Origin of the sequence: Streptomyces sp. 1114.5 (genome assembly GCF_003635085.1) — a bacterium.
Lineage (GTDB): Bacteria > Actinomycetota > Actinomycetes > Streptomycetales > Streptomycetaceae > Kitasatospora.
In genome coordinates, this window is sequence record NZ_RBXE01000002.1 from 962,074 (window position 1) to 982,499 (window position 20,426).

General features: G+C 74.7%; 17 protein-coding genes. 9 read left to right on the top strand and 8 right to left on the bottom strand.

The window, feature by feature from the left end:
- The first annotated feature begins 54 nt into the window (after positions 1–54).
- Both BX285_RS27490 and BX285_RS27495 read left to right on the top strand, forming a co-directional pair.
- Entirely contained in the window at positions 55–1,641 is a 1,587-nt protein-coding gene (locus BX285_RS27490) for a lipase maturation factor family protein (RefSeq protein WP_121179040.1), read from the top strand.
- Positions 1,642–1,846: 205 nt separating this feature from the next.
- A complete protein-coding gene (locus BX285_RS27495) occupies positions 1,847–3,982 on the top strand; it encodes a hypothetical protein (RefSeq protein WP_121178556.1) in 2,136 nt (711 codons plus the stop codon).
- Between the two features lie 85 nt (positions 3,983–4,067).
- Here BX285_RS27495 and BX285_RS27500 read toward each other — a convergent pair whose 3' ends face one another.
- Complete coding sequence (locus tag BX285_RS27500) at positions 4,068–5,102, bottom strand: lytic transglycosylase domain-containing protein (protein WP_121178557.1); 1,035 nt, start codon at positions 5,100–5,102, stop codon at positions 4,068–4,070.
- Between the two features lie 49 nt (positions 5,103–5,151).
- The gene (locus BX285_RS27505) at positions 5,152–6,045 is read right to left on the bottom strand and encodes a helical backbone metal receptor (RefSeq protein ID WP_220783982.1); all 894 of its coding nucleotides are present in this window, start codon (positions 6,043–6,045) and stop codon (positions 5,152–5,154) included.
- 163 nt (positions 6,046–6,208) lie between these two features.
- Between BX285_RS27505 and BX285_RS27510 the strand changes: the two genes are divergently transcribed.
- The 3 genes from BX285_RS27510 (at position 6,209) to BX285_RS27520 (ending at position 9,294) form a co-directional block, all read left to right on the top strand.
- A complete protein-coding gene (locus BX285_RS27510; RefSeq protein ID WP_121178558.1) occupies positions 6,209–7,291 on the top strand; it encodes an ABC transporter substrate-binding protein in 1,083 nt (360 codons plus the stop codon).
- A 147-nt stretch (positions 7,292–7,438) separates the two neighbouring features.
- On the top strand, positions 7,439–8,473 hold the full coding sequence (locus BX285_RS27515) for an iron ABC transporter permease (protein WP_121179042.1): 1,035 nt from the start codon (positions 7,439–7,441) through the stop codon (positions 8,471–8,473).
- Positions 8,470–9,294, top strand: a complete 825-nt coding sequence (locus BX285_RS27520) for an ABC transporter ATP-binding protein (RefSeq protein ID WP_121178559.1) — start codon at positions 8,470–8,472, stop codon at positions 9,292–9,294. The genes BX285_RS27515 and BX285_RS27520 overlap by 4 nt, the downstream gene beginning before the upstream one ends.
- A 7-nt stretch (positions 9,295–9,301) precedes the next feature.
- Here the strand turns inward: BX285_RS27520 and BX285_RS27525 are convergent, their stop codons facing one another.
- The 4 genes from BX285_RS27525 to BX285_RS27540 form a co-directional block, all read right to left on the bottom strand.
- Entirely contained in the window at positions 9,302–10,348 is a 1,047-nt protein-coding gene (locus BX285_RS27525) for an L-tyrosine/L-tryptophan isonitrile synthase family protein (protein WP_121178560.1), read from the bottom strand.
- Between the two features lie 174 nt (positions 10,349–10,522).
- A complete protein-coding gene (locus tag BX285_RS27530) occupies positions 10,523–11,857 on the bottom strand; it encodes a cytochrome P450 (protein ID WP_121178561.1) in 1,335 nt (444 codons plus the stop codon).
- Between the two features lie 81 nt (positions 11,858–11,938).
- Positions 11,939–13,312, bottom strand: a complete 1,374-nt coding sequence (locus BX285_RS27535; RefSeq protein WP_121178562.1) for an MFS transporter — start codon at positions 13,310–13,312, stop codon at positions 11,939–11,941.
- Positions 13,313–13,565: 253 nt separating this feature from the next.
- Positions 13,566–14,129 (bottom strand): sigma-70 family RNA polymerase sigma factor, encoded by a 564-nt coding sequence (locus BX285_RS27540; RefSeq protein ID WP_097235431.1) that lies wholly within the window; start codon positions 14,127–14,129, stop codon positions 13,566–13,568.
- A 55-nt stretch (positions 14,130–14,184) separates the two neighbouring features.
- On the opposite strand from BX285_RS27540, the gene BX285_RS27545 reads away from it, so the two are divergent.
- Positions 14,185–14,448, top strand: a complete 264-nt coding sequence (locus BX285_RS27545) for a zf-HC2 domain-containing protein (RefSeq protein ID WP_121178563.1) — start codon at positions 14,185–14,187, stop codon at positions 14,446–14,448.
- 282 nt (positions 14,449–14,730) lie between these two features.
- Here BX285_RS27545 and BX285_RS27550 read toward each other — a convergent pair whose 3' ends face one another.
- Complete coding sequence (locus BX285_RS27550) at positions 14,731–15,603, bottom strand: hypothetical protein (protein WP_121178564.1); 873 nt, start codon at positions 15,601–15,603, stop codon at positions 14,731–14,733.
- 466 nt (positions 15,604–16,069) lie between these two features.
- Here BX285_RS27550 and BX285_RS27555 point away from each other — a divergent pair, with 466 nt between their 5' ends.
- From BX285_RS27555 to BX285_RS27565, 3 genes are all read left to right on the top strand, one after another.
- Entirely contained in the window at positions 16,070–17,257 is a 1,188-nt protein-coding gene (locus BX285_RS27555; RefSeq protein ID WP_398901561.1) for a cytochrome P450, read from the top strand.
- Between the two features lie 198 nt (positions 17,258–17,455).
- Positions 17,456–19,003 (top strand): CoA transferase, encoded by a 1,548-nt coding sequence (locus BX285_RS27560; protein WP_121179043.1) that lies wholly within the window; start codon positions 17,456–17,458, stop codon positions 19,001–19,003.
- A 52-nt stretch (positions 19,004–19,055) separates the two neighbouring features.
- Complete coding sequence (locus BX285_RS27565; protein ID WP_121178566.1) at positions 19,056–19,694, top strand: DUF6461 domain-containing protein; 639 nt, start codon at positions 19,056–19,058, stop codon at positions 19,692–19,694.
- A 43-nt stretch (positions 19,695–19,737) separates the two neighbouring features.
- Here BX285_RS27565 and BX285_RS27570 read toward each other — a convergent pair whose 3' ends face one another.
- On the bottom strand, positions 19,738–20,337 hold the full coding sequence (locus tag BX285_RS27570; RefSeq protein WP_259470812.1) for an HdeD family acid-resistance protein: 600 nt from the start codon (positions 20,335–20,337) through the stop codon (positions 19,738–19,740).
- Positions 20,338–20,426 lie beyond the last annotated feature (89 nt).

Below are 20,426 nucleotides of genomic sequence, written 5' to 3' on the forward strand. Positions count from 1 at the left end.
GACCGCGCCCCGGCCGGGCCCGCCCGCGCAGCCGCGATGGTAGGCATGGGCCGCATGGACTGGTTCGCCGCCCCCGACTACTGGCTGAGCCGGCTGCTCGTCCAACGCCTGCTCGCCGTCATCTACCTGATCGGATTCCTCGACGCGGCCGCGCAGTTCCGCGCGCTCATCGGCGCGGACGGCATGCTGCCGGTGCCCCGCTTCACCGCCCGCGTCACCTTCCGCCAGGCACCCGGCCTCTTCCACCTCCACTACAGCGACCGCTTCTTCGCCGCCGTCGCCTGGAGCGGCGCCGCCCTCGCCGCCGCCGTCGCGGCCGGGCTCGGCGACGCCGTCCCGCTCTGGACGTCGATCCTGCTCTGGGCGGTGCTCTGGGTGCTCTACCTCTCCATCGTCAACGTCGGGCAGACCTGGTACTCCTTCGGCTGGGAGTCCCTGCTGCTCGAAGCGGGCTCCCTCGCCGCCTTCCTGGGCACCGCCGACACCGCCCCGCCCACCCTGGTGCTGTGGCTGATGCGCTGGCTCGTCTTCCGCGTCGAATTCGGCGCCGGACTGATCAAACTGCGCGGCGACAGCTGCTGGCGCGACCTGACCTGCCTGCGCTACCACCACGAGACCCAGCCGATGCCCGGCCCGCTCAGCTGGTTCTTCCACCACCTGCCCGACCGACTGCACCGGGTCGAGGTCGCGGCCAACCACGTCGTCCAACTCGTCGTACCGGTCTGCCTGCTGCTCCCGCAGCCGATCGCGAGCTACGCCGCCTGCGCCGTCATCGCCACCCAGCTGTGGCTGATCGCCTCCGGCAACTTCGCCTGGCTCAACTGGCTCACGATCGCCCTCGCGCTCGCCGCCGTCCAGCCGTCCCGCCTCGCCCTGCCCGTCCACGCCCGCGACTACCCCGGCACCCCGCTCTGGTACGAGACGCTGGTGATCGCGCTGACCGCAGCCGTCGCCGTGCTCAGCTACTGGCCGGTACGGAACATGATCTCCCGCCAGCAGGCCATGAACCGCTCCTTCAACCGGCTCCACCTCGTCAACACCTACGGCGCCTTCGGCAGCATCAACCGCCTCCGCCAGGAGGTCGTGGTCGAAGGCACCGACGAGGCGGTCCTCACCCCGCAGACGGTGTGGCGCGAGTACGGCTTCAAGGGCAAACCCGGCGACGTGCGCCGTCTCCCGCGCCAGTACGCCCCCTACCACCTGCGGCTGGACTGGCTGATGTGGTTCGCCGGCATCTCGCCCGGCTACGCCCGCCCCTGGTTCCTGCCCTTCGTCGCCCGCCTGCTCGCCGGCGACCGGGCCACCCTGCGCCTGCTGCGCCACAACCCCTTCCCGGACGCCCCGCCGACCCACGTCCGGGCGACCCTCTACCTCTACCGGTTCACCGATTGGCGCGAACTGCGGGAAACCGGCGCGTGGTGGCACCGCACGGCGCTGAACGAGTACCTCGCGCCGGTCGACCTCCACACCCTCGGTCGGGCCGGGCACCGCCCGCCGCTCGGCCGACCGCGCCGCGGCGCCCGCGAGGTCCCCCTGGAACGGCTGCGGCGCCCCGGCCGCCGCCCCGGCCCGACCGGGGGAACAGCGCCCGACCACCCGGCCGGACCAGCACCGGACCACCCGGCCGGACCTCCCGAGTAGCGGCCAGGCGGGCGGTATGGGATACGACACCGGCCCGTCGGGACGGTGGGTGCGTGCAAGGCTCGAACGGGCACCCGTATTCTGGGCCTCCACAACCGGCAGCCCGACCGCGCGCCCCTCGCCCCGCCCCCGGGGCACTCCGCGCAACCGGTCCGCCGCCCCCTCGTCGCCAGCCCCGCCGCCGTCGCCCAGAACCGGACCTCACATGACAGTGCTTCACTCGCGCAACGCCGACGCAGCCGACCCGGTGGACGTCGCCGACGCCGCAGACGCCGCAGACGTCAAGGACCCCCAGGACGCCGCCGCGGAGCCCGACCTCCGCGAGGACCTCGGCCGCTACGCCGAACTCGGGGCCTTCACCCTCAGCGCCGACACCCACGCCTGGTACGCGGCCGTCGACACCGTCGCCACCCCCGAGGACGCCCGCGCCGCCTCCACCGCGCTCGCCGAACTGCGCGGCCGCGACCTCCAGCAGACCTGGGAGGCCGTCACCGCCCTGGCCGCCGAGGTCAAGCTGGACGAGCCGGACACCGTCGCCAAGGCCGCGCTCCTGGTCGAGATGCTCCACCGGGTGCACCGCACCTCCGCAACCCTCACCACCGCCGCCTACGACGCCGACCTCGGCGCCCTCGCCGCCGCCACCGCCGACAGCACCTGGCGCCGCGAGAACGGCGTCAAGCTCTCCTGGCTGCGCGGCCGGTCACTGCGCAAGCAGGCCACCGCCCTCGCCACCGACCGCCGCATCCGCCGCGAGGACCTGCACGAGGCCCTCACCTCCGCCGAGATCGAGCGCCGCGCCTGGGCCGCCCTCGCCCCGGCCGGCACCCTCCCGACCGTGCCCGCCGACGGATCCCTGGTCGAGCACACCGCCCAGGCCTTCGAGGCGATCAACACCGGCCTGCGCGAGCTCGCCCGCCTGCTGCCCGCCCACGACCTGGACGGGCTGCCCTTCACCGAGCTGATCGACCTGGTCGAGCGGCTCGCCTCCGACGAGGGCACCCTCTACCGCCTGCCCACCATCCGCAGCCTGCGCGCCGACCTGGAGGAGGCCGGCCTCGGCGAACTGCTCACCGAACTCGCCGCCGCCAAGGCCGACCGCCGCGCCGCCGAGGCCGCGTACACGGCCCGCCAGGCACTGGCGGGCGGGCAGCGGGACGGGCTGGCGGCCGACGCCGTCGTCGCGGAGGCCGTCGCGGAGAAGGCCATCGCGGAGGAGGCCGTCGCCGAGGAGGCGGCGGTCGACGTGGCGCCGGACGGCGAGGTGCTGGTCGACGAGGTGGCCGTCACCGATGAGCCGGTCGGCGAAGCGTCGGTCGAGGACGTGACCGGTGAGCAGCCGGCTGCGGAGGAGGCGGGCGCGGAGGAGCCGGGCTCCGAGGCTTCGGCCGCTGAGGCGGAGGCTGCGGCCCGTCAGGCGCTGGCCGGTGGGCAGCGGGACGGGCTCGTGGAGGAGGTCCCGCTCTCGGTGACGGCTCCGGTCGAGGAGACCGTCGAGGAGGCCGCCGAGGAAGCCGCCGAGGAGAGCGACGAGGCGGAGGCCGCCGTCGAGGTCGAGGCCGCCGTCGAGGTCGAGGCCGTCGACGTCGAGCCGGCCGCGGTGGAGGAGGAACTGACGGAGGAGGACGCGCCGGCCGCGGTCGTCTCCCTCCCGGCGCCCTCCCCGGCCGCCGACGACCTGGTCGCCGCCGCGACCGCCGCCCTGGCCGAGGCCGCAGCGGCGGACGAGGTCGAGGCAGAGGTGGCCGAAGCGGCCGTCGAGGTCGAGGCAGAGGTGGCCGAAGCGGCCGTCGAGGTCGAGGAGCCCGCTGCCGAGGTTGACGCCGAGGTGGCGGAGGAGCCCGTCGTCGAGGTGGACGAGGTTGTCGCCGAGGAGGAGGCAGCTGAGCCCGAGCCCATCGAGGCGGCCGTCGAGGCCGAGCCGGTGACCGAGGTCGAGGCCGACGCCGAGCCCGTCGCCGAGGTCGAGCCCGTCGCCGAGGAGCCCGTCGTCGAGGTCGAGGCCGTTGTCGACGCGGTAGTGGAGGAGGCGGCGGTCGAGGTCGAGGAGCCGGTCGCCGAGGCCGAGCCGGTGACCGTTGTCGAGCCCGAGCCCGCCGTCGAGGGGGCTCCCGAGCCGGAGGCCGGCACCCGTCCCGCGAAGCCGGACTTCACGCCCGGCCGTCCCGTCACCGCCTACTCGGCCGACGAACTGCTCGCCGTCGTGCGGTGGGTGGACGGCGACGGTGTCGAGCGCTCGGAGGAGGAGCTGCTGCGGGCGGCCATGAAGGAGCTGGGCTTCGCCCGCCTCGGCCCGCGCATCAAGGAGGCGCTGGGCGCCGCCGTCACCGCCGCGCGCGGCTGACGGGGGACGCCCGCCGGACGAACGGGGCCCGGGACGCGATCGCGTCCCGGGCCCCGTCGCGTTCCGCAGGACACGCGGCCTCGGGTCAGCCCGCCTTGTTCCAGGGCTGGCTGGACATCAGCGCCTTGACGTTGGCGACGTACCCCGGGTTGGGGATGGAGAGGCTGCCGACGACCTCGCCGGTGGTCGGGTCGGTGACGGCGTTGTAGTGCACGTTGCCCGCGCCCGCGTTGTACGCCGAGACGACCAGGTCGAGCAGCGGCGTCTTGCCGGTGACCGGGTCGGGGGAGAGGTCGTACTTCCCGCCGAAGGAGGAGTCGCCGTAGTAGGCGACGAGCCAGTCGAGCAGCTGGCTGCCGAGCTGGACGTTCCCGGCGAGCGTGTTGGCGTCCGAGGTGGTGCCGAACTTGCCGTTCATCCAGCTGATGGTGTTCGGCATGACCTGCATGGTGCCGATCCCGCCGTCGCAGGCGAGGATGCCGGACTGCCAGCCGCTCTCCTGCCAGGCGATCGCCTTGACCAGGTTGACGGGCAGCGGCGGGAGCTGGTCCGTTCCGCCGCTGCTCAGCTTGAGCGTCCGGGACTGGCCCGCGGCCGAGGCGAGGGCCGCGCCGACGGCCTCCTTGGGGTCGTCAGGGCGGGGCTTGCTGGGCGTGCAGCCGCTCTGCAGCGGCGGCACGTGCGGGGTCGGCGGCGCGGGCGGCGGCGGAGGTGCGACCGGGCCGGGCTTGGCGCTCGGCACCGGGGCCACGACGACGGGCTTGGCGACCGGCGGCTGAGTGGTCAGCCCGGCGGGCAGGGTGCCACCGGCCTTGGCGGCGGCACCCGGCGGGGTGCTCGGCGCGGCCTTGGCCGACTTGCCCGCGCCGGCGCTCGGGCTCTGCGAGGCGGCGGGGCCGCTGCTCGCGCTCGCCGAGGCGGACGGGCTCGGGGCGGCGCTCGCGGACGGGCTCGCGCTCGGCGTCTCGGTCGGTGCGGCGCTCGCGGCCGCCGGGGTGCCGCCCGCTGCCGCGTCCTGGTGCTTGTCGGCGTGCTCGGTGCCGCAGCCCGCCAGGACGGCGGCCGACGCGGCGGCGGCGGACACCAGGACCAGTGTCCGCCGGGTGGTGCTCAGTCTCATCTGTGGTCCCCCCGCTTGTCACCGGCGTTCCCGGTGAGAAGCGGTCATCCTACGAGGTGCCGATCCGACCCTGTCCGAACGGGTGGCCGATCGCCCGGCGCAGGACGGCGGGGGCGGTGACGAGTGACGGTCCGTACCAGGTCAGGTGCCGTCCGCTGACCAGGGCGACCGGGATGCCCGGGAACGCCTCGGGGCCGTCCTCGACGGTGAAACGGTACGGCTCGTCCGGCAGTACGACCAACTCGGGCCGGACCGCCAGCAGTTCGGGCAGTGGCACAGCGGGGTAGCGCTCGGGGTGATCGGCATGGACGAGCCGCAGGCCCAGGCGGCGCAGCAGGTCCCCGGCGAAGGTATCGCGGCCGAGGACCATCCACGGGCGGCGCCAGATCGGCACGATCGTGCGTGGGCCCGCCTTCGGATTCCCGTCCTCCGCCCGGCCGGTCGGGGCCCAGGCCGCTTCCGCCTCGTCCAGCCAGGCGGGGCGCGGGAGCCGGCAGGCAACGGTCAGCAGCCGGTCCAGTGAGCGGAAGGCGTCGTCCAGGGTGCGGATGTCGGTGACCCACACCGGGACGCCGGCCGCCCGCAGCGCGTCGAGGTCGGGGCGCCGGTTCTCCTCGTCGTTGGCGAGGACGAGGTCCGGTTCGAGCGCGAGGACCCGCCGGACGTCGGGGTTCTTGGTGCCGCCGATCCGGGTGACGGCCAGGTCGGCGGGGTGGCTGCACCAGTCGGTGGCGCCGACCAGCAGGCCGGTTGCGGTTGCGGCGACCGCCTCGGTCAGGGAGGGCACCAGCGAGACCACCCGGCGGGGCGGACGCGGCCCGAGCCGGACGGGCAGGTCGAGGTCGTCGCGCAGGACGACATCGTCGCGTGGGGCGGGCTCGTCGATCGGGGCGGGCTCGTCGATCGGGGTGGTGGCGTCGCGCGGGGCGGTGGGATCGGCCATCCGGCCACCTTACGGCGGGGCCGCGAGGCAGGGGCTGACGGTCGTCCGGAAACCCGCCCCCGGGTTCGCGAATCCGCGGGAACCCGCCGCCCGGACCGTCCGACTACCTGGTCCGGGTCCGCAGTACGGACCCCGAGCACGATCACCGACCAGGAGAGTTGTCATGCGCCCTCGCGTTGTCTGCGGAATCGCGGCCGCCGTCGCCCTGTTCGCCACGGCCTGCGGAAGCGGTGGCGGGGGTGGGCAGGCCGCCACCGGCACCGCCAAGGCCGCCCCGGCCGGCGCCTACCCGGTCACGGTCGCCGACTGCACGGGCAAGGAGACCACCATCGCCAAGGCCCCCACGAAGATCGTCACCAGCAACGCGTCGAGCCTGGAGATGCTGCTGCGGCTCGGCGCCGGCGACCGGGTGATCGGCACCGGCTTCCCGCCCGGCAAGGGCACCCTGCCCGCCGACCTCGCCGAACAGGGCGGCAAGGTACCGGTGTTGGGCGAGAAGGTCATCCCCAAGGAGAAGCTGCTCGGCTCCGGCGCCGACCTCTACATCGACACCTTCAGCGCGATGCCGATGATGGGCGGCGGCGCCACCGGGCCGAGCGAGGAGGAGTTCACGGCGGCCGGCATCCAGCACGTCTTCCTGCTCTCCACCGCCTGCTCCGGCACCCCGAAGGCGGCCAAGGCGCCGCGTACCGACCTCGCGGAGGTCGAGAACGACATCCGCCGCCTCGGAGCCGTCACCGGCACCGCCGCCCGGGCGGAGGAGCTGATCGCCGGGATGGAGAAGCAGGTCGGTGACGTCCGCACCGCGCTCGCCGGTGTCCCGGAGGGGCAGCGCCCCGGCTACTTCGTCTTCGACTTCGACGCCGGCACCAAGCAGCCGACGGCGGTCTGCGGCCGGCAGGTCGCCAACGCCGTCATCACCCTGGCCGGTGCCCGCAACGTGTTCGCCGACTGCGACGCCGACTTCAAGCCCGGTTCCTGGGAGGACGTCGTCGCCAAGAACCCGGACTGGATCCAGCTCGCCGTCCGCAACCGGGGCAGCGAGGAGGCCACCCGCAAGGCCTTCGACGACGCCGAGGCGTTCCTGAAGAGCTTCCCCGCGACCCAGGGCCTGAAGGCCGTCCAGGAGGGCCACTTCGTCCGGCTCGGCTCCGAGGTGACCACCATTGCGGGCGTGCGCAACGCCGACGCCGTCCGGCAGATCGCCGCGACCGTCCACCCCGACCTCGTCAAGAACGGGCAGTAGCAGGTGACCTCGGCCGTCCCCGCCGAAGCCGAACCGTACGGTGAATCCCGCGGCGAACCGCACGGGCAGCCGCGCGGCGAACCGCACAGGGAACCGTACGGTGAATCCCGCGGCGAACCGCACGGCACTCCGCGCCCGGCCCGCACCCTGCGGGCCGGGCCGCTGGCCGCCGTGCTCGCCGCGGCCCTGGTGCTCGCGCTGACCGCAGCCGTCTCCTTCGGCTCGGTGGACATCCCGCCCGGCGAGGTCTGGTCGGTGGTCGTCCACCACCTCACCGGCCGGGCCCCCGAACCCGACACCCGCGACCTCATCGTCTGGCAACTGCGCGTCCCCCGCGCCCTGCTGGCAGCCGTGGTGGGAGCCGGGCTCGGCCTGGTCGGCACCGCGGTCCAGGCCCTGGTGCGCAACCCGCTCGCCGACCCGTACCTGCTCGGCATCTCCTCCGGCGCCTCCCTCGGGGCCGTCGCCACCATCGTCCTCGGCACCAGCCTCGGGCTCCAGCTCTCCTTCGGCAGCGCGCTCGGCCTCACCGTCTCCCTGGCGGCGTTCGCCGGCGCGCTCGGCGCGTTCTCGCTGGTCTGGCTGATGGCCCGGCGCGGCGGTGGCTTCTCCCCGCTGCGCCTGGTCCTCGCGGGCATCGGCATCGCCCAGTTCCTCGGCGGCGTCACCAGCTACCTCGTCCTGCAGACCAGCGACGAGCAGCAGACCCGGGGCGTGCTGTTCTGGCTCATGGGCAGTCTCGGCGGCGCCGTCTGGGCCCAACTCGCCATTCCCGCCGCGTCCGTGGCACTGGCCATGGCCCTGCTGCAGTCCCGCGCCCGGGGCCTCAACGCGATGCTGATGGGCGACGAGACGGCCGCCGGGCTCGGCGTGGACGTCGCCCGGCTGCGCCGCGAGGTCTTCGTCGTCACCAGCGTGCTCACCGGGGTGCTGGTCGCCGTCTCCGGCGCGATCGGCTTCGTCGGGCTGATGGTGCCGCACGTCTGCCGGCTGCTCGTCGGCGGCGACCACCGCCGCCTGCTGCCGCTGTCCGCGCTCACCGGGGCCCTGCTGCTGGTCGTCGTCGACACCGTGGCCCGCACGGCCCTGGACGGCCAGGAACTGCCCATCGGCGTGGTCACCGCCGTCCTCGGCGCCCCCACCCTGCTCTACCTGCTGGACCGACGACTGGAGCGCAATTGAGGATCGCCGTCGAGGACCTGAGCGTCGCCCTGGCCGGGCGCACCGTGGTGGCCGGCGTCCACCTGGTCGCCGAGGAGGGGGAGATCGCCGGACTGGTCGGGCCCAACGGCAGCGGCAAGTCCAGCCTGCTGCGGACCGTCTACCGGCACCTGCGGCCGAGCGCCGGCCGGGTGCTGCTGGCCGGGCGCGACCTCGCGGAGCTGCGGCCCGCACAGTCCGCCCGGCACATCGGTGCCCTGCCCCAGGAGCGCGGCGGGGACTTCGAGTTGAGCGTCCGGGAGGTGGTCGCGATGGGACGCACCCCGTACAAGCGGGCCTTCGCCGCCGACGACGCCGAGGACCACCGGATCACCGCCGAGGCACTGACCCGGGTCGGCATGGCGCATGCCGCCGACCGTCGGTTCGCCCAACTGTCCGGCGGCGAACGGCAACGGGTGCTGCTGGCCCGCGCGCTCGCACAGCAGCCGGACGTCCTGGTGCTGGACGAACCGACCAACCACCTGGACGTCCGGCACCAGGTCGAACTCCTCGCCCTGCTCCGGGAACAGCGCCGCACCACCCTGGTCGCCCTGCACGACCTCAACGCCGCCGCCTCGGTCTGCGACCGGCTGCACGTGCTGCACCGCGGCGCCCTGGTGGCCTCCGGGGCGCCGCGGGAGGTGCTCACCGCGGAACTGCTGGCGGAGGTCTTCGGCGTACGGGCGGCGGTGGTAGAACACCCGCTCACCGGCGACCCGTTGATCGCCTTCGACCACCGCAGCCCGGCCGCCGCACCGACCGGACGCCCGGCCGGCGCGGTGGCCGACACCACGGGGCGGTAGGCGCCGCTCAGCGGCCTTCGGTCGGGATCTCGGTGTGGTCCTCCGTGTGGCCATCGGTGTGGCCCTCGTAGCGGCTCTCGTAGTGGCCCTCGTAGTGGCTCGGCCGGCCGTCGCGCAGCACCAGCCGGCCGCGTTGCTGCGCCTCCTCGCTGCGCAGCAACTCCCAATTTCCGTCCGGGCGGTGGAGCACCGAGGAGTGCCAGGGCGTGGTCCAGACGTCGGCCGCCTCCAGCAGCCGGATGCCGAACTTGGACACCCCGGCGGGCTGCGGGTGGATGGAGAGCCGTACCGCCCGCGGGTGCTGCTCGGCGATCAACTCGCCCCAGGCGCGGCTGCGCTGGATCACGCCGTACGCGCGGCGGCGGCACTCCCGCTGCAGGGCGGAGCGGGTACCGGGGAAGTCGACGGTGTCCTCGGTGAGGAACCGGGTGATCCCGCGGTACAGCCGCAGGGTCTCCTCCTCGGTCAGCACCTGCTCGCGCAACTCCTCGACGGTGGGGGCGTACTGCTGGTGCACCCGGGCGCGCTTCTCGTCGTACGGGAGGTCGCCGAGGACGGCCCGCAGGTCGAAGGTGGCGAGGTGGCCGAGGCCCTCGCGGGCGATCATCGCGGTCAACTCGTCGGAGTAGGCGTCGATGTGGTCGTCCGGGACGTTGATCAGGTCGCCGAAGATGTGCCCGTCGGAGCAGATCAGGATCTGTGCCCCGGGCTCGTGGAGGTGGCCTATCTCGGCGCAGAGCCGGTCGAGGAAGGTGAGCGAGAGCCGTTCGCCCTCGTCGGGCAGGTGGCCGAGCACCTTCGCCGGGTTGGGCGACTTGCACGGGAAGCCGGGCAGGGTGAACACGATCGGTTCACCGGCGGCGATGAAGTGCGCCAACTGGGCGAGCTGGAGCGGGAAGTGTTCCGGCCGTACGTCGAACTCCGGGTCGGAGGCGCGACGGTGCGGCAGCAGCAGACCGAGGATGCGGGTGGCTAGCCGCTCGGCCGTGGTGCGGTCGGAGGCCGGGGTGGTGGCGGCGTGGGCCGGAGTGGTGGCGGCGCCGACGGGCGGCATGGTGGGTCCTCCACGGAAGGTGGTGTCGTACGGGCATACGGCGGCGGGCGTGCGGGTCGGCAGTGAGCGTGCGGGCCGGCGGCCGGCGGGCAGGCGCAACCGGGCTGCCTCCCGGACCGGGGGCAGCACCGCGGGTGCTTCAGGGGTGGGGGCCGGGCGGGGCCTGGCGGGGGCTCAGCGGCGCCGGTCGTAGGCGACGGGCAGCCGGTTGACCCCGCGGGCCAGGACGGCGGGCACCCAGGCGAGGTCCGCCAGGCCGTCCCCGGGGGCCTCGGCCGGGCGCAGGCCGGGCAGGCGGGTGAGCAGCGTGGCGATGGCGACCTGGAGTTCGGCCCGGGCCAGCGCGGCGCCGGGGCAGTAGTGGATGCCGTGGCCGAAGGCGAGGTGGGCGTTCGGGGAGCGGTCGAGGTCGAGGCGGTCGGCCTCGGGGAACTGCTCCTCGTCGCGGTTGGCGGCGCAGAGCGAGACGATCACCGAGTCCCCGGCCGGGACGGTGGTGCCGAACAGGTCGCTGTCCTCGGCGAAGAACCGCCAGGTGGTGAGCTCGAACGCGGCGTCGTGGCGCAGCAGTTCCTCCACCGCCCGGGCGAGCAGGCCGGGCTCGTCGATCCCGTCGCGCAGCCGGTCGAGCTGATCGGGGTGGCGCAGCAGGGTGATCAGCATGGTGGTGATCTGGTTGGTGACCGGCTCCTGCCCGGCGACCAGCAGCTGGAACACCATCGAGTCGAGCTCCGCGCGGCTCAACTCGCCCGCGTCGTGGGCGGCGACGAGTCGGCCGAGCAGGTCCTCGGACTCCGACCAGCCGGGGGCCCGGCAGTCGGTGCGCTTGCGGGCGACGACGTCGGCGATGTACGTCTGCAGGCCGCGCAGCCGCGCCTCGTACGCCGGACGGCCCGGGTCGTTCGGGCCGACGGGCTGGACCACCTTGCCCCAGTCGCGGTCGAACCGGACTGCCAACTCGGGTGGCAGGCCGATGACTTCGGCCAGCACGCGGAAGGGGTAGTGGGCGGCGAAGCCGGCCACCAGGTCGGCGCCGCCGGTCTCGGGCAGCTCGTCCACCAGGGCGTCGGCGAGCTCTCTCAGCCGCGGGCGCAGCGACTCCACCCGGCGCGGGGCGAAAGCGTCCAGGACGAGGCGGCGCATCGAGGTGTGCTTGGGCGGGTCCTGGTGCAGCAGGTGGACCTGCAGCTGCGAGTGCTGCGGTTCGGGCATGATCGACGCGAGCCGGCGCCAATTGTCGTTGCCCAGAGTGTGGTTCTTGCCGAGCCGCGGGTCGTTGAGGGCCGCGTGAGCGGCCCGGTAGCCGGTGACCAGCCAGGCGTGGATGCCGCTCGGGAACTCCACCCGGTGCACCGGCCCGGCCTCGCGCATCCGCCGGTACAGCGGGTACGGGTCGCTCTTGTACGCCGGACCGTACAGCGGGACGGGGGAGGGGAGCCGGTCGTACCCGTACGGGCAGCGCGGGGTGTCGGCGCCGGTGGCGGCCGGGTCGGGCAGGGTGTCGGTCATCTGGGCTGGTCCTCCGGTGCGGGTGCGGGCAGGCGTACAGGCGTGCGTGGGTGCGGGTGTGGCGCAGGGGGTGCGGGCGGGTCAGGGCCGGGGGCGGCGGTACAGGGCGAGCAGGGCGACGCCGGTCGCCGCGACCAGGGCGGCCAGGGCGATCCCGGCCCTGGTCCCGGTGGTGGCACGGTCGCCGGCCAGCGCGGCGGCGGTGGCCAGGGCCGGGCCGAGGGCGAAACCGAGGCTGCGGGCGAGCTGGACGGCGGAGCCGGCGGTGGCCAGCTTCCCGGGTGGGGAGGCGGTCATCACCAGGGCCTGGGTCGGGCCGCCGTTGAGGCCCATCCCGGCACCGGCGAGGGCGAGCCGGGCGGCGATGTCCACGGGGGACCAGCCGGTGTCCAGCGGGACGAGCAGCGCCAGGCCGAGGGTGGTGACGGCGGCTCCGGTGAGTGCGGTCGGACGGGCGCCCCAGCGGTCGGCCAGCCGCCCGCCGACCCGTCCGGCCAGCACCATGCCGAGCGGGAACGCCAGCATGGTCAGCGCGGTGGCCGTGGCGCTCTCGCCCCGGGGGCCGCGCAGGTGTTGGACGAGCAGGTACTGGCAGGCCGAGAACCCGGCGGCGAGCGCCAGCACCGCGGCGTTGACCCCGGCGGTACCGGCCGCCCGCAGCACCTCGGCCACCGGCAGGCCGCCCGGGCGACGCAGCCACAGCAGCACCAGCGGGGCAGCGGGCAGCGCCAGCAGGAGCCACTGCGGCGCGTCGGGGGCCAGGGTGAGCCCCAGCAGGACGGCGGCCACGGCGCCGCCGATCAGGGCGGCGTCGCCGAGCGAACCCCGCTCGGGCGGGCGCAGCCCGCCGCGACGCGGGGCGTGCCGCCGCACGATCAGCACGGCGGCCAGGCAGACCGGCAGCTTGACCAGGAAGATCGCCCGCCAGCCGAGGTGGTCGAGCAGCAGGCCGCCGACCACCGGGCCGGTCACGGCGCCGAGCGGGCCGAGGGTGGCCGGCACGCTCATCGCCCGCCCGCGCAGCTCGGGCCGTACGGACGTCGCGGCGAGCACCGGCATCAGGACGAAGAGCACGGCACCGAAGGCGCCCTGCAGCAGCCGGGCCGCGATCAGCCAGCCGGCCCAGGGGGCGACGGCCGCCAGCACGCTGCAGCCGGCGAAGCAGCCGACCGCGAGCAGCAGGGCGGACCTGGTGCCGACCTGGTCCAGCCACCGCCCGGCGGGCAGGAGGAGGGCCACGAGCGGGAGTTGGTAGCCGAGGACGGCCCACTGGGCGACCCCGGCGGAGACGTGCAGTCCGCGCGCGATGTCGGTGAGCGCGAGGTTGACCACGTTCATGTCGAGCATCGCGACGAACGAGAGCAGGCCCGCTGCCACGACCAGGCTCCAGCGGTCGACCACCGTGGCCTGACGATCCGTCAGTGTCGTGTCGGTCTTGGGCTGTTGCGCTGTCATGGAGTCCCTCCGTTCTGGTGCCGCCGTGCCGGACACCGCCTCGGCGGCGGCGTCCGGTACAGCAGTCGGAAGCGCGCGGGCTCCGGTTCCGAACACGTGGGGGAATTTTTCGGTGGTGGCGGCGGCAGCCGACGGGCGGTGGGTGGCGTGACGGCCGACAGGTGACAGGTGACAGGTGACAGCTGACAGATAACAGATTTCGAAATCTGTTATCTGTCAGCTGTTTTTTGTTCGCCCGACCCGCCCCGCCTGCTCAGCAGGCGGTCGCGAGTTCCCCGGCGTCCGCCGCCCGCAGCCGCGCTATCAGCTCCTCCCGGGCCCGGGCGACCCGGGAGCGGACGGTGCCGACCGGGCAGCCGGCGACTTGGGCCGCCTCGGCGTAGCTCAGGCCGACCACCTGGGTGAGCACGAACGCCTCCCGGCGCTGGGCGGGCACCCGGTCGAGCAGGTCGTCGAGCGCGACCCCGTCCTCGAACCCGGCCTCCGGTGCGCCGCCCTGCCGCTCCGCCGCCTCCTGCCAGTCCGGCAGTGCCGCGCAGCGCGGCCGGGCGGCGGCCATCCGGTAACGGTCGATCACCGTGCGTCGGGCGATCGACAGCAGCCAGGTGCGGGCCGAGGAGCGCCCGGCGAACGCGGGCAGACCGCGCAGCGCGCGCAGGAAGGTCTCCTGCGCCAGGTCGTCGGCGGACTGCACGTCGGTCAGGTGGGCGACGAAGCGCCAGACGTCCCGCTGGGTGGCACGGACGAAGGCCTCGACGTCCGCCGCGCGGCCGGAGCGGGCGGTCAGTGCGAGCGCGGTGAGCTGTTCGTCATCCACGGCGTCCTCCGACCCGGCCGGTCACGCCGCGGGCGCTGTGCGAGACGATGGTCACATGAGATGTGCGCAGTTCCGGACCGCTCTGTCCGCCCGGCTCGACGGCGAACCGAGCGGTCTGCCGGACACCCGGCTGGACAAGCACGTGGCGCGCTGCACCGGCTGCCGGGAGTGGCTGGCCCGGGCGGAGCAGCTGGGTGGCCACGTACGGGCGGCCGCCGCCGACGGGCCCTCGGCCGAGTGGTCGGCCAGGCTGTCGGCCCGGCTGTCGGCCGAGCTCGCGACCGAGCAGGAGGGCGGCCCGCAGGCCGGGCAGCGGTAGGACGGTGGCGCCGGGCCGAGCCGGTGCGCCGTCGTAGTCAGGCATGGAAAGGTCCCGAGGGGAAGGCGGGGGACGGCGCCCGCGCAGGGCGGCGCCGTCGGCGTCCGTGGGCGGCCGCGCGGCTCGTCGCACCTCCCGGTCAAGCGGGAAGGCACGAGGGCGGACGCGGGCCCGCGCCCTGGCGGCACGCCGGCGGAAGGGCACGGCCGTACGGCAGGGCGACCTGCCCGTCGCGGGGTTCCGGCGGCCGGTGGCGGCCGGGGGAGCGGAGCGGCGGGCGCGTCAGCAGGCGAGGGCGAAGGCCGGCGGCCCGCGCCGGACCACGGCATGCGTGAGCAGCACCGACCGGGGCGGGCAGGCCGGGTCGTCGGTGGGCCGGGGCGGGGTCGGGGCCCGGTAGCCGAAGGGGCGTGCGAAGAGCGCCAGAAGCGGGAGCAGCAGCGCCCCCGTCACGACGGAGCCGAGGGCGCCGAGCAGTTCGAAGAGCCGGACCAGTGCCGCGTCGCCGCGCCACAGCAGCAGGGCGCAAGCCAGCGCGGCCAGCACGTGGGCGGCGGCCATCCCCGGCGACATGCCGTGCGACATGCCCTGAGCCATGCCGTGCGACATCCCTTGGGACGTGCCGCCGGTCATGCCGGGCATCCCCGCCATCCCGGACAGGCCACCGTTCATGGCCATCGCGTCGGCCGACGGCCCCATGGTCGCGGTGCCGTGGTGCATCCCGGTCATCGGGTGCAGGCCGCCGGTGGCCGGTGGGGCGTCCGGGTCGATGCCCGCCATCCGGGCCAGTTCGACCGGCGAGAGTCCGCCGGGCGCGCGGTCCGGGTTGCAGAGCAGCAGGGCCGTCCAGTCCGTGGTGGCGAGCCGGCCGACGCCGCCGCCTCCGCGGGCGAGCGCCCCGGCCTGTTCGAACAGCAGGTGCAGTGCGGTCTGCGCCGCGACCATCCAGGCGCTGATCGCGCCGAGCCCGCGCCGCTTCCCGGCGAGCAGCCAGGTCAGCCCGAGGACCGCCCCGAACGCGCCGGTCAGCACTGTCGGCGAGACCCCGGGCCCGGCCATGGCGACGTGCGCCGTGGCGGCCATCGCCACGCACAACGCGGCGAAGACCACGGCGCGCAGCTGGCGGATCCGGTCGGTCATCACGATGGCACTCATCGTCGCACCCGGCCCGCCCGGCCCGTACCGCACCCTCCGGTATTGGCCGGTTCCGCCCCGTGAGACCATGCCCGGCCGTTCGCCCGGAGGTCGGGTCGACGGCCGCCTTCCCGCACTCCAGTCCGAACGTCTGCTCGTACGACCATCGATGCAGCTTGACAAGCGGTCACCGCCTGATCACTAAATGTGCGCAGGCCGGCACGTGCGGTTTGCCCGTTCGTTCCGTACATGTCGGAACGATGCCGTCCAGTAGCAGGGAGGTCCGACCTTGGAGACGCCGACGGACGCCACGCAGCGCCCCGCCGACCAAGTCGATCAAGTCGACCAAGTCGCCCGCACGGACCAGGCCGACCTCGCCGACCTCGCCGACGTCGCCGACGTCGCCGACGTCGCCGACCTCGCCGACCTCGCCGACGTCGCCGACGTCGCCGACGTCGCCGACCTCGCCGACCCCGGCTTCTGGCGGCTGCCCGCCCCCGCCCGCGCCGCCGCCTTCGCCGAGCTGCGCCGCCGCCCCGGCCCGGTGTTCTTCGGCGACCGCGCCACCGGAAGGGGCTTCCACGCCCTGGTCCGCCACGCCCACGTGGCCGAGGCCAGCCGCACCCCCGCCGTCTTCCTCAGCGGCCCAGGCGTCACCACCCCCGCCCCGGCCCGCTGGGTCCGGCTGCTCTTCGGCGACTCGATGGTGAACCTGGACGACCCCCGCCACGCCCAGCTGCGCCGGATCGTCTCCCGGGCCTTCACCCCGCGGCTGCTCGGCCGGGTCGAAGAGGACGTCCACCGGATCAGCACCGCCCTCGTCGACCGGGTCGAGCGGGAGCGGCCGGAGGACTTCGTGGCCGCCGTTGCCGCCGAACTCCCGTTCCAGGTGATCTGCACCATGATGGGCATCCCCGAGCAGCCGCGCCGCGCCATCCTCGACCTGGTCAACCGCACCTCCGCGGACATCGGCGTGGCGCGCTCGCTGCGCGACCGGCTCCGGTCGCCCGGCCGCGGGCTGCGGGCGCTCGCCCGGATGCAGGGCATCGTGGCCGGGATCGGCCGGGAACGCCGCCGCCGGCCGGCGGAGGACCTGATCTCCGCACTGGTCACCGCCGACGTCGACGGCCGCCGGCTCACCGGCCGCGAACTCGGCGCCTTCTTCACCCTGCTGCTGGTCGCCGGTGTCGAGACCACCCGCAACGCACTCGCCCACGGCCTGCACCTGCTGACCGTCCACCCCGAACAGCGCGCCCTGCTCCTCTCCGACCCGGACGGCCGGCTCGGCGGCGCGGTCGACGAGATCGTCCGCCATGCCACGCCGATCATCCAGTTCCACCGGACCCTGGCCGTCGACCACGAGCTCGGCGGCCCCGGCGGCCCGCTGCTGCGCGCGGGGGAGAAGGTCGCGCTGTTCTACGGGTCGGCCAACCGCGACGAGGCCGTCTTCCCCGACCCGGACGCCTTCGACATCACCCGCACCCCCAACCCGCACCTCGGCTACGGCGGCGGAGGCCCGCACTACTGCCTCGGCGCGCACCTGGCCCGACAGGAGATGACGGCGCTGTTCCGTGAACTGTTCACCCGCCTGCCCGAGGCGCGTTCGGTCGGCGAGCCGGAGCTCGTCCCGTCCAGCTTCGACCACCGGGTCCGTTCGCTGCGCTTCACCTTCTGAGCCCCCGCGGTCTCGCACCGTACCCGCCGAACCGACAGCCCCCGGTCGACAGCCCCGGTCGACAGCCCCCGAATCGGCCTTCAGCTGCCGCGTCGTCAGGAACGGCCACCTCCACGCCGCCCTGCCCGTGTTGCGTCTCCCCGGTGCTGGTGGCGGGCGTCACGGCGAGCGCGTGAGAAGGGGAGCACAATGCCGGTCATGACCGATCGTCCGCTGCCCGAAGGCTCCGTCCGTCCCGCGAGCGCCGCGGGTGAATCCGCCGGAGGTGAACCCGCAGGTGGCGGGCCCGCCGGAGGTGCGCCTGCCGGAGGTGCCACCGCCGACCGCGCCACCGTCGACTGTGCGACCGCCGATGCCTGGGCGGCCCTCGGCGGGCCGCCCGACCTGCTGGAGCGGGTGAGCTTCCACGGCCCGCAGGACGTCCTGCCCTCCGGCCTGCCGGTGCGGCGTCTCGCCCGGGCCACCGTGGCCGCCTGCTCGCTCGCCGCCGCCGAACTGGCCGCCCTGCGCGGCGGTGGCCCCGTACCCGCCGTCCGGGTGGACGAGGGTGCGGTCGCCACCGCCTTCGTCAGCGAGCGACACCTGACGGTCGACGGCCGTTCGCCCGTCAACTTCGCCCCGCACTCCGGCTTCTGGCGCACCGCCGACGGCTGGGTACGCACCCACGCCAACTACCCGCACCACCGCGCCCGGCTGCTCGCCGCCCTCGACCTCGCCGCCGACGCCGGGCCCGAGCAACTCGCCGAGATGCTCCGCACGCTGCCGGCCGAGCAGGTCCAGGAGCGCGCGTACGCGGCGGGGGCGCTCGCGGTGGCTGTCGCGCCGGTGAGTACGGCCATGCACCCCCTGGTGGAGAAGTGGGAGGTCGACGTCGTCGGCGGCGAGGCCGAAGGCGCCGCTGCCGCCGGGGCCCGTCCGCTCGGTGCGGCCCCGGTGGACCGGCCCGCCGCGGGGGTCCGGGTCCTCGACCTCACCCGGGTCATCGCCGGCCCCGTTGCCACCCGCACCCTCGCGCTGCTCGGCGCCGACGTCCTGCGCATCGACTCGCCCCGACTGCCCGAGGCCGAGGACGCCCACGCCGACACCGGCTTCGGCAAGCGCTCCACCCGCCTCGACCTCGCCGAGCCCGCCGAACGCGCCGTCTTCGAGGAACTGCTGGCCACCGCCGACGTCGTCGTCAGCGGCTACCGCCCCGGTGCCCTCGACGCCCACGGCCTCGCTCCCGACGCGCTGTTCGCCCGTCGCCCCGACCTGGTCGTGGCCCAGATCTGCGCCTGGGGCTGGCGGGGCCCGTGGGCCGGGCGACGCGGCTTCGACAGCCTGGTGCAGGCCGGCGTCGGCATCGCCGGCCACGAGGCCGGCCCCGACGGCCGACCCGGCGTCCTGCCCGCCCAGGCCCTCGACCACGGCACCGGATACCTCATCGCCGCCGCCGTCCTGCGCGCCCTCACCGACCAGCGCACCCGCCGCCCCGGCGGCCGCCACCTGCGCTTCGCCCTCGCCGGCACGGCTTCCTGGCTGCTGCACGGCATCGAACCGGAGAAGCCGGCCCAGGCCTCGCCCGAGCCCCACGCCGCCGAGGCGCACGCCGCCGAGGCCTACGACCCGTCCCGGTGGCTCGTCGAGACGGACTCCGCGTACGGGCGACTGCGCCACGCCCTGCCGCCGATCGGGTACGAGGGCGCGCCCACCGACTGGTCGCGCCCGCCCGGGCGGTGGGGGACGGACGCGCCGGTCTGGCTCTGACCCCGGCGCCACCCGACCGGCGTTGTCGGTGGGATCCGGCATCATCGGGGCCATGACCACCGCACACGCCACCGACTACACCTGGTTCGAACAGCGCTACCCCGTCCTGGGCGAGGCGTACTGCCTCACCCAGGTCCGGGGGATCTCCGCCGAGGAGCTGCTGCGGCGCTTCGACGCCCTGCCCGGCCGCGAGGTCACCGGGCTGGGCGCCGTGGTCCAGGCCTGGGAGACCTTCGACGACGGTGAGGACGAGGAGGCCGAGGCCCTGCTCGGCGAGGACGACGACCGGCTGCTCGTCGCCGTCACCGAACTGGACGGCTGGGCACTCGCGGTCGAGGCCTTCGGCTACCTCGGGAGCCTGTACGAGCTGATCCCCGGCCTCGCCGACGGCACCCGGCTGGTCTCGCACTACCGGGGCGCCATGGGCGAGGACCACTTCAACTGGTGGGAGCACAGCGACTGCCGGCTCCAGTTCGAGCCGCTCTTCGCCGACCAGCGGCACGGCTCGGACGCCGACGCCCCGGGCACCGTCGAGCTGCTGACGGCCTGCGGCTTCCACCTCGACGGGGAGCGGTACGAGCTGCACACCGAGGCCGCGTTCGCGCTGGCCGAGCGGCTGACCGGGGTCCGGCTCACCCCGGAAGGGCTGGAGGCCGCCACCTTCCGGCTCGGTTACGCGCCGCGGCCGTAATGCCGGCGCCGGCATCACGGCCGCGGCGTCCGCGATCCGCTGGTCAGATCCCCGAGGGGATCTGCTTGGCGCGACTTCGTACCTGGACCGCCGTCACGATCTCGATCAGGCCCAGGATCACCAGCCAGCAGCCGGCCAGAACGGCCAGCGCGGCGATCGACTCGACCGGCCAGACCAGGAGCAGCACGCCGGCCAGCGTGTTGGCCACGCCCGCGAAGGCCTGCCAGCCGCGGGCCGGCATCAGGGGGTCGGAGATCGCGGCGGCGAGCTGGGTGATGCCGCGGAAGAGCCAGCCGATGCCGATCCAGAGTGCGAGCAGCACCAGCGACCGCACCGCGCTGCGGAAGCAGAGCAGCCCCAGCAGCACGCAGAGCGCCCCGCTGATGAAGGCCATCACCCGTAGTGCGGTGGTGACGTGGGTGCCGAAGGCGGCGACCAGCTGCACGATGCCGATCACCAGCAGGTAGAGGCCGAAGAGCACGCCCACCACCAGCAGCGTCTCCTCCGGCCAGGCGAAGACCACGATCCCGAGGGCGAGCGAGGCGAGTCCGGCGACCAGCAGGACCTGCCAGGCGGCCTTGGCGAGCATGCCGAGCGGTCCCTGGATCGGGGAACCGTCGGGGGTGACGATCGGAGGAACCACGATGGCATACTCCTCGGGCTGAATTCGACGGGGAGGGAGACGGGGAGGGAGAGGGGACGGAGCGCAGGGAACGACGGGCAGGGAACGAA